11 protein-coding genes are annotated in these 12,440 nt (G+C 72.2%); 4 read left to right on the top strand and 7 right to left on the bottom strand.

Features of this window, described 5'->3' with window-relative positions; all coding sequences use genetic code 11:
- Window positions 1-24 precede the first annotated feature (24 nt).
- Window positions 25-669: an HAD family hydrolase gene (locus ACFVDP_RS06140; RefSeq protein ID WP_383483944.1), complete on the top strand. Its 645-nt coding sequence runs from the start codon at window positions 25-27 to the stop codon at window positions 667-669.
- A gap of 34 nt (window positions 670-703) precedes the next feature.
- On the opposite strand, the gene ACFVDP_RS06135 is transcribed toward ACFVDP_RS06140, so the two are convergent.
- Window positions 704-1,591: an FAD-dependent oxidoreductase gene (locus ACFVDP_RS06135; RefSeq protein ID WP_383484386.1), complete on the bottom strand. Its 888-nt coding sequence runs from the start codon at window positions 1,589-1,591 to the stop codon at window positions 704-706.
- A 120-nt stretch (window positions 1,592-1,711) separates the two neighbouring features.
- Here ACFVDP_RS06135 and ACFVDP_RS06130 point away from each other — a divergent pair, with 120 nt between their 5' ends.
- The gene (locus ACFVDP_RS06130; protein WP_383483942.1) at window positions 1,712-2,749 is read left to right on the top strand and encodes an oxidoreductase; all 1,038 of its coding nucleotides are present in this window, start codon (window positions 1,712-1,714) and stop codon (window positions 2,747-2,749) included.
- Between the two features lie 49 nt (window positions 2,750-2,798).
- Complete coding sequence (locus ACFVDP_RS06125) at window positions 2,799-4,436, top strand: ABC-F family ATP-binding cassette domain-containing protein (protein ID WP_383483939.1); 1,638 nt, start codon at window positions 2,799-2,801, stop codon at window positions 4,434-4,436.
- Between the two features lie 70 nt (window positions 4,437-4,506).
- Here ACFVDP_RS06125 and ACFVDP_RS06120 read toward each other — a convergent pair whose 3' ends face one another.
- From ACFVDP_RS06120 to ACFVDP_RS06110, 3 genes are all read right to left on the bottom strand, one after another.
- Window positions 4,507-6,963, bottom strand: coding sequence for a Tex family protein (locus ACFVDP_RS06120; RefSeq protein ID WP_383483936.1), 2,457 nt, complete (start codon window positions 6,961-6,963; stop codon window positions 4,507-4,509).
- Window positions 6,964-7,090: 127 nt separating this feature from the next.
- Entirely contained in the window at window positions 7,091-7,966 is an 876-nt protein-coding gene (locus ACFVDP_RS06115) for a hypothetical protein (protein WP_383483934.1), read from the bottom strand.
- Between the two features lie 106 nt (window positions 7,967-8,072).
- Window positions 8,073-8,828, bottom strand: a complete 756-nt coding sequence (locus ACFVDP_RS06110; protein WP_383483931.1) for an enoyl-CoA hydratase/isomerase family protein — start codon at window positions 8,826-8,828, stop codon at window positions 8,073-8,075.
- Window positions 8,829-9,099: 271 nt separating this feature from the next.
- Between ACFVDP_RS06110 and ACFVDP_RS06105 the strand changes: the two genes are divergently transcribed.
- The gene (locus ACFVDP_RS06105; protein WP_383484383.1) at window positions 9,100-9,573 is read left to right on the top strand and encodes an ATP-binding protein; all 474 of its coding nucleotides are present in this window, start codon (window positions 9,100-9,102) and stop codon (window positions 9,571-9,573) included.
- 3 nt (window positions 9,574-9,576) lie between these two features.
- Here the strand turns inward: ACFVDP_RS06105 and idi are convergent, their stop codons facing one another.
- From idi to galE, 3 genes are all read right to left on the bottom strand, one after another.
- Window positions 9,577-10,170, bottom strand: coding sequence for an isopentenyl-diphosphate Delta-isomerase (gene idi, locus ACFVDP_RS06100; RefSeq protein WP_383483928.1), 594 nt, complete (start codon window positions 10,168-10,170; stop codon window positions 9,577-9,579).
- A 115-nt stretch (window positions 10,171-10,285) separates the two neighbouring features.
- Window positions 10,286-11,230, bottom strand: coding sequence for a cation diffusion facilitator family transporter (locus ACFVDP_RS06095; protein ID WP_383483925.1), 945 nt, complete (start codon window positions 11,228-11,230; stop codon window positions 10,286-10,288).
- A 170-nt stretch (window positions 11,231-11,400) separates the two neighbouring features.
- Entirely contained in the window at window positions 11,401-12,393 is a 993-nt protein-coding gene (galE, locus tag ACFVDP_RS06090) for a UDP-glucose 4-epimerase GalE (protein ID WP_383483921.1), read from the bottom strand.
- Between the last annotated feature and the right edge of the window lie 47 nt (window positions 12,394-12,440).

Here is a 12,440-nt window from a genome sequence, read left to right as displayed (position 1 = left end):
CGGTGTCGTGGTCTACTCCGGACCATGCCGCTGCTGCTTCTGGACCTCGACAACACGCTGATCGACCGGGACGCCGCCTTCCGCTCCGCGATGGCGGCGTTCCTGGCCGAACACGGTCTGCCGGCCGACGAGTTGGCGTGGATCATGGCGGTGGACGACGACGGTTACGCGCCGCGCGCGACCGTCGCGTCGGCCCTCACGCACCGCTATCGGGACCGGGTGTCACCAGCCGCCGTCCAGGACGTCCTCGACCGGGGCGCGGCGGACCGCGTCACCCTCGCCGACCCGGTCCGCACCGCACTCGTCGAGGCGACCCGGGCCGGCTGGACCCCGGTCGTCGTCACCAACGGCCGCACGGCCCAGCAGACCCGGAAGATCCGCCGCACCGGCCTGGACACCCTGGTCGACGGCTGGACGGTCTCCGAGGCCGTGGGCCACAAGAAACCGTCCCCCGAGATCTTCCACGCGGCGGCCGCGGGCCGCCCTCTGCGGCAGGCCTGGATGGTGGGGGACGCGGCCCGCACCGACATCGCGGGCGCGGCCGCCCTCGGGCTGCGGTCGGTGTGGCTGGCGCGCGGCCGCGCCTGGCAGGAGCAGGAGTACGCGCCGACCCACATCGCGGAGGGTGTCGTGGCGGCGATCGGCCATGTGGTGGGCGTCGGGTGGTGAGGGCCGCTCCGGTCCAGGGCGCACCGCCCTCAGGTCAGCCCCCGACCAGCCGCGCCGCTTCCTCCGCGCACCCCCACGCGACCGTCACCCCGGCCCCGCCGTGCCCGTAGTTGTGCACCAACAGCCGCCCCTCGGCGTCGACTTCACGCTCGATGCGCACCGCGGGCCGTGCCGGACGCAGTCCCACCCGGTGCTCGACCACCCGCGCGCCCGCGATCTCCGGGCGCAGCGCCGCGCACCGCCGCACGATCGCCTCCGCGACCGCGGGATCCGGCTCCAGGGACCAGTCGTCCTCCTGCGCGGTGCCGCCGAGCAGCAGTCGCCCGTCCGGCTGGGGGAAGAAGTACGTCGTGGTGTCCGACCCCTCGTCGGCGGAGGTGAACCAGGTGCGCACGCCCGGGTTCTCCACGACCACCAGCTGCCCGCGCACCGGCCGCACCGACGCGTCCGGCACCAGCTCCCGCGCGCCGAGCCCCGTGCAGTTCACGACCACCCCGGCCGCCCCCGTGGCCTCGTCGAGGGAGCGCACCTCGCGCCGCTCCACCTCGATCCCGGCCGCCGCCAACTCGCCCCGCAGCCAAGCCAGATGGACCGGCATGTCGATCAGCGGCAGCCGCGCCGCGAGACCCTCATCGGTGTCCCGCAGCCCCGCCACCTCACCGGCCCACGCCCCGAGACCGGCGAGCCGGACGCCCTGGTGCACGCCCTCGACCGTCCGGACGCCCGTCTCGTCCGGGCGCTCCGCCCATTCCTCGTAGGCCCGCAGCGACCGCAGCGACCACGGCCCGACCCGCGCCACCGGGTCGATCCGGTACGGCCACCACAACGCGCCGGCGACGGCCGAGGTCGTCCGCTCGGCGGGATCGCGCGACCACACCCGTACCCGCCGCCCGGCCCGCGCCAGTACCAGCGCGGTGGACATGCCTATGACCCCGCCGCCCACCACGATCACGTCATCGTTCACATCACTGTTCACGCCGGGACCGTAGCGGAATGTGTCATGCCGTGCTCAACACGGGTGCCGGGTGGGGATACTCACACCATGTCTGCCGAGTACGCGACCTTCGGCCTGGCCCCGGCGATGCGCGCCGGGGGAGTCCTGGCCAACGGTGACTACCAGGTCCACCGGGACTTCCTGGACTTCATCGTCGACGGCCGCCCGCTGCTGTTCCAGCTCTCCGACCTCGACGCGGTCTCTCCGCTGGCCGCCGACATCCCGCCCGCCATCTTCACCGACCACGTAAGAAGCCTCCTCCTGGAGGCCGACGCGCCGCTGTCCCAAGGGCGGTACATCATCTACGGCTGCCCCGAGTGCGAGGGACTGGAGTGCGGGGCCGTCACCGCCGTCATCGAGCGGGCGGGCGACGACCGCGACGACTACGTGTGGCGCGACTTCGCCTGGCAGACCGAGGACCGGGCCGACCTGGAGCTGAACGGCTACCACGGCATAGGCCCGTTCCGCTTCCGCGGCGACGCCTACCGGGCCGCGCTCGGCCAGTTGCTCGACAGCCCCGCAGGGCCCGCCACCACCCGCCGACGGGTCCTGCTCATCGGCGCCCGGGTCGCCGTCCTCGCCAAACTCGCCGCCGCCCTGCGCACCATCGGCATCGGCGCGGACATCACCGAGGACGCGACCGGCGTACCCCCGGAGGAACTGCGCGCCTACGGAGCAGTCGCCTTCGGCCGCGCCGTCGACGAGGACCGGCGCGCCGCCATCCGCGGCGAGTTCGACCGGGCCGGCGCCGACATCGCCTACGTCGACGGACTCGCCCCGATCATCCCGCTGCTCGTCGCCCAGATCGAGAGCGCCCTCGACCGCAGCCCCGCACCCCAGCGCCGCCTCACCCGGCTCGTCGCCGCCGACGGCGAAGCGGGCCTCGAAGTCACCTCCACCTGCCGTGTCCAGCTCACCGCCTACCGCCTCGACCGCCTGTACCGCACCCACGCCCACGACGTCTTCGACGAGGTGCTCGACCCCGGCCGGCACCGCATCCCGCTCGACAGGAGGGCCGTCAAGGGGGAGTCCTTCCTCGTGGCCCGCACCACCGGAAGCGTGCTGGTGGCGCCGATGGCGCGCTGACCGGCCCCGGCAGCGGCACCGGCCGCCCCCGATTAGGATCGACGCCCTGATGACTGCCACCCTCGTAGCCAAGAACCTCGCCGCGGGCCACGGCGACCGCTCCCTGTTCGCCGGACTCGACCTCGTCGTCGCGCCCGGCGACGTGATCGGCCTCGTAGGCGCCAACGGAGCAGGGAAGTCCACCCTGCTCCGGCTGCTCGCCGGGCTCGACACCCCGGAGGAGGGCGAGCTGCTGCTCTCGCCGCCGACCGCGACCGTCGGCCATCTCCCGCAGGAGCCGGAGCGCCGCCCCGGCGAGACGATCCGCGAGTTCCTCGCCCGCCGCACCGGCGTCGCCGAGGCCCAGCGCGTCATGGACGACGCCACCCAGGGCCTCGTCGACGGCACGCCCGGCGCCGACGACGCCTACGCGGTGAGCCTGGAGCGCTGGCTCGGCCTGGGCGGCGCCGACCTCGACGAGCGGGCCGAGGAGGTCGCGGGACAGCTCGGCCTGCGCGTCGGCCTCGACCAGACGATGACCTCGCTCTCCGGCGGCCAGGCCGCCCGGGCGGGCCTCGCCTCGCTCCTGCTGTCCCGCTACGACGTCTTCCTCCTGGACGAGCCGACCAACGACCTCGACCTGGACGGCCTGGAGCGGCTGGAAGGCTTCGTCCGCAGTCTGCGCGCGGGCACCGTCGTCGTCAGCCACGACCGCGAGTTCCTCACCCGCACGGTCACCAAGGTCCTCGAACTCGACCTCGCCCAGCAGCAGATCAACCTCTACGGCGGCGGCTACGACGCCTACCTGGAGGAGCGCGACGTCGCCCGGCGCCACGCGCGCGACGAGTACGACGAGTACGCCGACAAGAAGGCGGCGCTCGAAAGCCGCGCCCAGACGCAGCGCTCCTGGATGGACAAGGGCGTCAAGAACGCCCGGCGCAAGGCGACCGACAACGACAAGATCGGCCGCAAGTTCCGCAGCGAGTCCAGCGAGAAGCAGGCCGCCAAGGCCCGCCAGACGCAGCGCATGATCGAGCGCCTCGACGTGGTCGACGAGCCGCGCAAGGAGTGGGAGCTGCGGATGGAGATCGCGGCCGCGCCGAGGTCCGGCGCGGTGGTGGCCTCACTCCGGGACGCCGAACTGCGGCGCGGGGACTTCGCGTTCGGCCCGGTCACGCTCCAGATCGACTGGGCGGACCGCGTCGCGATCACCGGCGCGAACGGCTCCGGCAAGTCCACCCTGCTCGCCGCGCTCCTCGGCCGGCTCCCGCTCGACGCGGGCCATGCGACGCTCGGCTCGGGCGTCGTGGTCGGCGAGGTCGACCAGGCCCGCGCGCTGTTCCACGGCCCGGAGGCGCTGCTCGACGCGTTCGGCGCGGCCGTCCCCGACACCGAACCGGCCGAAGTGCGCACCCTGCTCGCCAAGTTCGGCCTCAAGGCGGAGCACGTGCTGCGCCCGGCGGCGACCCTCTCCCCGGGCGAACGCACCCGGGCGGCACTCGCGCTGCTCCAGGGCAGAGGCGTCAACCTCCTGGTCCTGGACGAGCCGACGAACCACCTGGACCTGCCCGCGATCGAGCAACTGGAGCAGGCGCTCGACTCCTACAAGGGCACCCTGCTCCTGGTCACTCACGACCGGCGGATGCTGAATGCAGTCCACACGACGAGGCGCTTCGAAATGAAGGCGGGGAGGGTGAGCGCCCCGTAAGGGGCGCGGGGAACTGCGCGCTCAGCCACGACGAGCCCGCAGTTCCCCACCCACATCCACCAGGACGGCGCTACGCCAGCCCGGCCTTCTTCAAGGCATCGGCCATGGCGGAATTGGCCGGAGCGGCCGCGGGCCGCCCCTTGCCCCCGCCACCGGAAGCCCTCCCGCCGCCAGAAGTCGCCCCGCCACCAGAATTGCCCCGGCCACCGGAGTTCCCACCGCCACCGGAGTTCCCCCGGCCGCCACCCTGCCGGTTCGACTGCCGCGGCGGCTTGCGGTCACCGCCGCGCCCCCCGCGCTGCTCCGGGCCGGAGGCCTTCTCGTCGTCGAGCCGCAGCGTCAGCGAGATCCGCTTGCGCGGCACGTCGACGTCCTGGACCTTCACCTTCACGATGTCGCCGGGCTTCACCACATCGCGCGGGTCCTTCACGAACGTCCGCGACAGGGCCGACACGTGCGCGAGACCGTCCTGGTGCACGCCGATGTCGATGAACGCCCCGAACGCCGCGACGTTCGTGACGACACCCTCCAGGATCATCCCCGGCTCCAGGTCGGAGATCTTCTCCACGCCTTCCTTGAAGGTGGCCGTCTTGAAGGCGGGCCGCGGGTCGCGCCCCGGCTTCTCCAGCTCCTTCAGGATGTCCGTCACGGTCGGCAGCCCGAACTTGTCGTCCACATAGTCGGCCGGCCTGAGCGAGCGCAGCGTCCCGGTGTCGCCCATCAGCGACCCGACCCCACCACCGGTCGACTTCGCCATCCGCCGCACGACGGGGTACGCCTCCGGGTGCACGGACGACGCGTCCAGCGGGTCGTCGCCGCCCTGGATGCGCAGGAAGCCCGCGCACTGCTCGTACGCCTTCGGGCCGAGCCGGGCGACGTCCTTGAGGCCCTTGCGGTTGCCGAACGGGCCGTTCGCGTCGCGGTGCGCCACGATGTTCTCCGCGAGTCCGGCGCCGATGCCGGACACGCGCGCGAGGAGCGGCGCGGAGGCGGTGTTGACGTCCACCCCCACCCCGTTCACACAGTCCTCGACCACCGCGTCCAGCGAGCGCGACAGCTTCACCTCGCTCAGGTCGTGCTGGTACTGGCCGACACCGATCGACTTCGGGTCGATCTTCACCAGCTCGGCCAGCGGGTCCTGGAGACGGCGGGCGATCGACACGGCGCCGCGCAGCGACACGTCCATGTCGGGCAGTTCCTGGGAGGCGAACGCGGAGGCCGAGTACACCGAGGCGCCCGCCTCGCTCACCATCACCTTGGTGAGATTCAACTCGGGGTGCTTGGTGATGAGTTCACCGGCGAGCTTGTCGGTCTCGCGCGATGCCGTGCCGTTGCCGATCGCGATCAGGTCGACCGCGTGCGCCGCGGAGAGCTTCGCCAGCTTGGCGATCGCCTCGTCCCAGCGGTTCGCCGGGACGTGCGGGTGGATGACGTCGGTCGCCACGACCTTGCCCGTCGCGTCGATGACCGCGACCTTCACGCCCGTACGGAAACCGGGGTCGAGGCCCAGCGTCGCGCGGGTGCCCGCGGGGGCGGCGAGCAGCAGGTCCCGCAGGTTCGCCGCGAAGACCTTGACCGACTCGTCCTCGGCGGCCGTGCGCAGCCGCATCCGCAGGTCGATGCCGAGGTGGACGAGGATGCGGGTGCGCCAGGCCCAACGGACCGTGTCCTGGAGCCACTTGTCGCCCGGGCGCCCCTGATTGCGGATCCCGAACCGGTCGGCCACGATCGGCTCGTACGAGGACGAGGGCGAGGCCGCCGTGGTGCCGGGACCCTCCTCGGCCGGCTGCTCCTCCGGCTCCAGGACGAGCTCCAGCACGTCCTCCTTCTCGCCGCGCAGCATCGCGAGGACACGGTGCGAGGGGAGCTCCTTGAACGGCTCGGCGAAGTCGAAGTAGTCGGCGAACTTGGCGCCTGCCTCCTCCTTGCCGGACTTCACCTTCGCCGCGAGCCGGCCGCGCACCCACATGCGCTCACGCAGCTCGCCGATCAGGTCCGCGTCCTCGGAGAACCGCTCCGTGAGGATCGCGCGGGCGCCGTCCAGCGCGGCCTGCGCGTCCGCCACGCCCTTGTCGGCGTCCACGAACGCGGCGGCGGCCGCCTGCGGGTCCACCGACGGGTCGCCGAGCAGGCCCTCGGCCAGCGGCTCCAGGCCCGCCTCGCGCGCGATCTGCGCCTTCGTGCGCCGCTTCGGCTTGAAGGGCAGATAGATGTCCTCCAGGCGCGCCTTGGTGTCGGCGGCGACGATCTGCGCCTCCAGCTCCTCGGTCAGCTTGCCCTGCTCGCGCACCGAGTCGAGCACAGCCGTGCGCCGCTCCTCCAGCTCGCGCAGATACCGCAGCCGCTCCTCCAGGGTGCGCAGCTGGGCATCGTCCAGCGACTCCGTCGCCTCCTTGCGGTAACGAGCGATGAAAGGCACCGTCGAACCGCCGTCAAGGAGGTCGACGGCGGCCTTCACCTGCCGCTCCCGTACGCCGATTTCCTCGGCGATCCTGCCTTCGATGGACCCAAGAGTGGGTGTCGCCACGATCCCGTACCGCCTAAGTCGAATGAGGTTGCGCGGCAATTGTGGCAGGTGACACCGACAACGGGGGATCAGGGCACCGACCGGCCGGTCCCGCGCGGCCGGTCGGCGGGCCCCGCCGGGGCGGGACTCAGGCGGCCCTGCCGATCAGGTCCGGCGGGAAGGCGCCGTTGCCGAGCGCGGTGCCGATGAAGCCGGTCGCCAGCTCCGTCAGACGGGTCACCCCGGCGCCGCCGAGGTGGTCGTAGGGCGCCCGGTCCAGCTCGTCGGTGAGCGTCTCGATCCCGGACCGCAGCCGCGCGCCCTCCTCGGTGAGCGTCAGCTCCTCGTCCCCGGTGAGCAGGCCGCGCGCCCGCAGCCGCCCGGCCGCCGCGTCGTACTCCTCGCGGGTCCAGCCGCGCGTGGCGAGCAGGAACTTGGGCGCCATGCCCTTGCCGGTGGCGACATGGCTGACGAGCGCCTCCACCGGGTCGAGACCGGCGCCGAGCAGAGCGGCGAGATGCCCGTCGCCGCGGTGCTCGCGCAGCAGCGTTGCCGCGTGCCAGTACGCCATGTGCGCCTCCTCGGGGACCGGGAGATCGGCGTGCGCGGCGTACAGCGGCCGGGCGTGGCGCGTACACGCCTCGGTCGCGCGCAGGGCGAGTTCGGCGGCCTCGGCCATCTCCTTGGAGGCGAGCGCCTCCTCGCCGAGCAGCCGGCGCAGCGTCGTGTCGACGGCACGCGCGCGTGCGGCGAGCACGACCTCGGGCGAGGCGGCCTGCCACACCGCGGGCACATGCCGCGCCACCAGGTCGTGCTTGAAGTTGTAGAAGGCGGCCGACACGGTGCCGGCGCCGACGGCCCCCATGGCCGCCGAACGCGCCGCGAAGTAGGCGGCGTTGCGGTCCGTGACACCGACGGCGGCCAGTTCCCGCGCCAGATCGGGCGAGAAGTAGTGCGTCGAGTGGAACGGATTGAGCACGTTGTGGCAGCGGCGGGCGGCGCGCAGGCGCGGGTCAGGAGTCATCCCCGTACGTTACCGACCGGTCGGTACGTCTGGGTATACGGGGGAGCCGACGAGGGCGAAAAAGGTGGGGAGAACGCCACTGCGCCGGCCCACCTGGTGGCGAGGTTCAGGAAGTCGCGGTCCAGCTGAAGCGCGGCGCCCGGCGCTCCAGGAACGCGGCGACGCCCTCCGCGGTGTCGCCGCTGCCGCGCGCCTGCTGTGCCCAGTACGCGTCCCGGTCGGTGCGGCCCGCCGTGAACTCCTTGGCCGCCGCCTGCGTCAGTTGCGAGCGGCTGACGAGGACGCGCGTGAACTCGGCCACGCGCTTGTCGAGTTCGGCCTCGGCCAGGACCTCGTCGACGAGGCCCGTGCGCAGCGCCCGCTCGGTGCCGATCAACTCGCCGGAGAACAGGAGGTACTTGGCGCTCGCCGGGCCCACCAGCGACGTGAGGCGCCGGGTCGAGGATGCCGGGTAGACGATCCCGAGCTTCGCCGGAGTCACCCCGAACAGCGCGCTCCCGGCCGCGAACCGCAGATCGCAGGCGGCCGCCAACTGGCAGCCGCCGCCCACGCAGAACCCGCGGACCGCCGCCAGGGTCGGCTTCGGGAAGGCGGCCAGCGCCTCCTCGGCGGCGACCGCCAGCCCCTGCGCGGCGCCCGCGTCGTCGACGAGCGTGGAGATGTCGGCCCCGGCGCAGAAGGTGTCACCGGCGCCGGTCAGGACCAGGACACGTACGGCAGGATCCGCGGCCAGGTCGTCGAGCAGCGGCGGCAGCGCGGCCCACATGCCGGCGGTCATGGCATTGCGCCTGGCCGGATGGTCGATGACGACGGTGGCGACGGCGTCGGTCACCGAGTGTGTGAGGGACGGTGCAGGGGACATGCCGCGGATGGTATCCAGCCCGCCCCGCCGGACGATCAAGAAGGGGTCCCTGCGGGGCCCCGGTCGTCCGGCACCTCTCGTACTTCAAACTGAAGAGCACCCGAAAGAGGAACAACCGGGACAGGATCAGTCGCACATCCGACGCCGACATGCTTCGACGATCAAATTCCGCCGATAGTCGCTGACTTCTGGTCAGTCCGGCGGTCCGGACCAGCGGATTCTCAACACTCAAAGCGTGGTGACAATCGAGCGCAAGGGCGGGGACCGGACGATGAACGACCACGGGAGCGCGCCCCCCGAGCATGCCGCGGGCGGGCCGTTGCCGTACGAGGGGGTGTGGCGGTTCACGGCGCAGGCGGTCGACGCGTCGGTACCGCAGGCCCGGCGGGCGGTGCGCGAACTGCTCGCCCGGCAGGGAGTACCCGCCCCGGACGACCTGGTGCACGGGCTGCTCGTGATCGTCTCCGAGCTGGTGACCAACGCGGTCAAGCACGCCGCGCTGCTCTCTCCGATGCTCGCCGTCGAGGTCGCCGTGGGCGCGGAGTGGGTGCGGGTCTCCGTGGAGGACGACCACCCCTACCGCCCCACGGCTCTTGAGGCCACCAGCGGTCAGACCGGTGGCCGCGGGCTGCTCCTCGTACGGGAGATCACCGCGGAGGCGGGCGGCGTCTGCGACGTCGAGCACACCGCGAGCGGGGGCAAGGTCATCTGGGCCGCCCTGCCCCTCAAGCCCGCGCAGCCCTGAGCGTCACCAGCCCGCGGAGGGACCCGTCAGCTCCTTGACCGCCGGACGCGCGGCGTCCAGCACGGTCATGAACCACGAGGAGAACGGGTCCTTGGCGTGCCGCTCTGCCAGTTCCTCGGCGGTCACGAACACCGTCTGCCCGACCTCCTCCGGATCCGGGTCGAGCGGGGACTGCACCATTCCCACGAAAAGGTGATTGAACTCCTGCTCCACCAGACCCGAATCGGGGTCCGGGTGGTTGTAGCGCACGGTGCCGGCCTCCGCCATCAGCGACGGCGAGACACCCAGCTCCTCGAACGTGCGTCGGGCGGCGGCCGCGAACGGGGCCTCGCCCGGGTACGGGTGTCCGCAGCAGGTGTTCGACCACACGCCGGGGGAGTGGTACTTGCCCAGCGCCCGCTGCTGGAGCAGCATCCGCCCCTGCTCGTCGAAGAGGAAGACCGAGAAGGCTCTGTGCAGTTGACCCGGCGCCTGGTGCGCGGCGAGCTTCTCCGCGGTGCCGATCGTCCTGCCGTCCTCGTCGACGAGTTCCAGCAAGATCGCTTCTGCGGTGCCGTTCGACGCGTTGTTCGCCGTTGTGGCAGGTGTGGTCGGCATACCCATCCTTCGCTTCGGTCTTCTGACCCCAAGTCTGCCGTACGGGACGGACAGTCACGCTCCGCTTCGCGTCCCGCATGTCCCGCGCGTCAGCCGGCCGCGCCGTCCGACGTGATCAATGACACAACTTCGCCTCGTGCTGCGCGTGACCGCCCGGCTCCAGCTGGAACGTGCAGTGCTCGACGTCGAAATGGTCGCCCAGGCATTCCTGGAGGGCGTGCAGCATCTTCTCGTTCCCGAGGGTGCCGAGCGCCTCCGAGGAGACGACCACGTGCGCGGAGAGCACCGGCATGCCCGAGGTGATGGTCCAGGCGTGCAGATCGTGGACGTCCGTCACGCCGGGCAGGGCAAGGATGTGCTCCCTGACCTCGGCCATGTCGACGCCCTTGGGTGCGGACTCCAGCAGGACGTCCAGGGTCTCCCGCAGCAGCTTCACCGTGCGCGGGACGATCATGAGGCCGATGACGAGGGACGCGATCGGGTCGGCGGCCTGCCAGCCCGTCGTGAGGATGACCGTCGCGGAGACGAGCACCGCGACGGAGCCGAGGGCGTCCGCGGCGACCTCCAGGAAAGCGCCCCGCACGTTCAGGCTCTCCTGCTGCCCCTTCACCAGCAGGGAGAGCGAGATCATGTTCGCGACCAGGCCGATCAGGGCGTAGACGATCGTCGTGCCGCCCGCCGTCTCGGCCGGCTCCATGAAGCGCTGGACGGCCTCGTACAGGACGTAGCCGCCCACGCCCAGCAACAGCAGACAGTTGGCGAGCGCGGCCAGGATCTCGGCGCGGGCGTACCCGAAAGTGCGCTGCTCGCCGGCCGGGCGGTTCGCGAAGTGGATCGCCAGCAGGGCCATCGCGAGCCCCAGCGCGTCCGTCGCCATGTGGGCGGCGTCCGCGATCAGGGCGAGCGAGTCGGCCACGAGGCCACCGACGATCTCCACCACCATCACGGTCACCGTGATGGCGAGCGCGACGCGCAGCCGCCCGCGATGGGCGGAGGCGGCCGTCCCCGTCGTCCCCGTAGCGGCCCCGCGACCGTGCCCGTGATCGTGTCCGGCACCCATGGAACCGCACCGCCCTCCGCATCGGCCCGCCGAGCCGCCCCGCACCGGGGCGGCGATCACAGTGAACTACGGGAGGGGGGTATCCGCAAACACTGCACTGAACACCGTTGTCATCTGCTGTGACCTGCGCGGATACGCGATTCAAGGGCCGCCGCCGAGCGGTGCCGGGATCAGTCGGCGCGCGCCTCGGGGTGCCGCAGGCACCAGCCGGCCCAGGCCGATGCGACCATCTCGCGCACGCCGTGCGACGCCGACCAGTCCAGCTCCTTCTCGGCCAGCGCCGACGACCCCACCGCGCGCGGCGCGTCCCCGGCCCGGCGCGGCTCGACGAGCGCGGGCCTGGGGTCACCCGTCACCTCGGCGATCACATCGACCAGTTCGCGGACGGAAACACCCTGGCCGGTGCCGATGTTCAGGGTCAGATCGCCGCTCGCGTCCGGACGGGAGAGCCGGCGCGCCGCCGACAGATGCGCCTCCGCGAGGTCCGCGACATGGATGTAGTCACGGACGCAGGTGCCGTCCGGCGTCGGGTAGTCGTCGCCGAAGATCCGCGGCGCCTCGCCCCGCGTGAGCCGGTCGAAGACCATCGGGATCACGTTGAACACACCGATGTCGGCGAGCGCGGGCTCGGCGGCGCCCGCCACGTTGAAGTAGCGCAGACAGACGGTCGCCATCCCGTGCGCGTGCCCTGCCGCCCGCACCAGCCACTCGCCCGCGAGCTTCGTCTCGCCGTACGGATTCACCGGCGCGCAAGGCGTCGACTCGGTGATCAGGTCCGAGACGGGGATGTCCGGGTTGCCGTAGACGGCGGCCGACGACGAGAACACGAACCGGCGCACGCCCGCCGCGGCGACCGCCTCCAGGAGCGTGGCGAGCCCGCCGACGTTCTCCCGGTAGTACAGCTCGGGCCGCTCGACCGATTCGCCGACCTGCTTCTGCGCGGCCAAGTGCACGACACCGGCCACCTCGTGCTCGGCGCACACCCGGGCCACAAGCTCCGCGTCCGTCGCCGAGCCGCGCACCAGCGGGATTTCCGCCGGCAACCGGTCGGGCACCCCCGACGTCACGTTGTCGAGCACGACGACACGTTCGCCCGCTGCGGCCATCGCCCGTGCGACGTGTGCCCCGATGTATCCGGCTCCGCCGGTGATCAGCCATGTCATGACGCACCACCCTAAGGGCGTGTGTCGAGAGTTCCGTCTGCCTCGCG

The organism is Streptomyces sp. NPDC057694, assembly GCF_042799415.1.
Lineage (GTDB): Bacteria > Actinomycetota > Actinomycetes > Streptomycetales > Streptomycetaceae > Streptomyces.
The sequence above is the reverse complement of the archived record's forward strand: the minus strand, read 5'-3'. Positions and strand labels throughout refer to the sequence as shown.

Bases quoted from the DNA above. Each gene is read 5' to 3' on its own strand.
- ACFVDP_RS06105 (WP_383484383.1), top strand. From the start codon at position 9,100: ATGAACGACCACGGGAGCGCGCCCCCCGAGCATGCCGCGGGCGGGCCG.
- ACFVDP_RS06095 (WP_383483925.1), bottom strand. From the start codon at position 11,230: ATGGGTGCCGGACACGATCACGGGCACGGTCGCGGGGCCGCTACGGGG.
- ACFVDP_RS06125 (WP_383483939.1), top strand. From the start codon at position 2,799: ATGACTGCCACCCTCGTAGCCAAGAACCTCGCCGCGGGCCACGGCGAC.
- ACFVDP_RS06110 (WP_383483931.1), bottom strand. From the start codon at position 8,828: ATGTCCCCTGCACCGTCCCTCACACACTCGGTGACCGACGCCGTCGCC.
- ACFVDP_RS06115 (WP_383483934.1), bottom strand. From the start codon at position 7,966: ATGACTCCTGACCCGCGCCTGCGCGCCGCCCGCCGCTGCCACAACGTG.
- galE (WP_383483921.1), bottom strand. From the start codon at position 12,393: ATGACATGGCTGATCACCGGCGGAGCCGGATACATCGGGGCACACGTC.
- idi (WP_383483928.1), bottom strand. From the start codon at position 10,170: ATGCCGACCACACCTGCCACAACGGCGAACAACGCGTCGAACGGCACC.
- ACFVDP_RS06135 (WP_383484386.1), bottom strand. From the start codon at position 1,591: ATGTCCACCGCGCTGGTACTGGCGCGGGCCGGGCGGCGGGTACGGGTG.
- ACFVDP_RS06140 (WP_383483944.1), top strand. From the start codon at position 25: ATGCCGCTGCTGCTTCTGGACCTCGACAACACGCTGATCGACCGGGAC.
- ACFVDP_RS06130 (WP_383483942.1), top strand. From the start codon at position 1,712: ATGTCTGCCGAGTACGCGACCTTCGGCCTGGCCCCGGCGATGCGCGCC.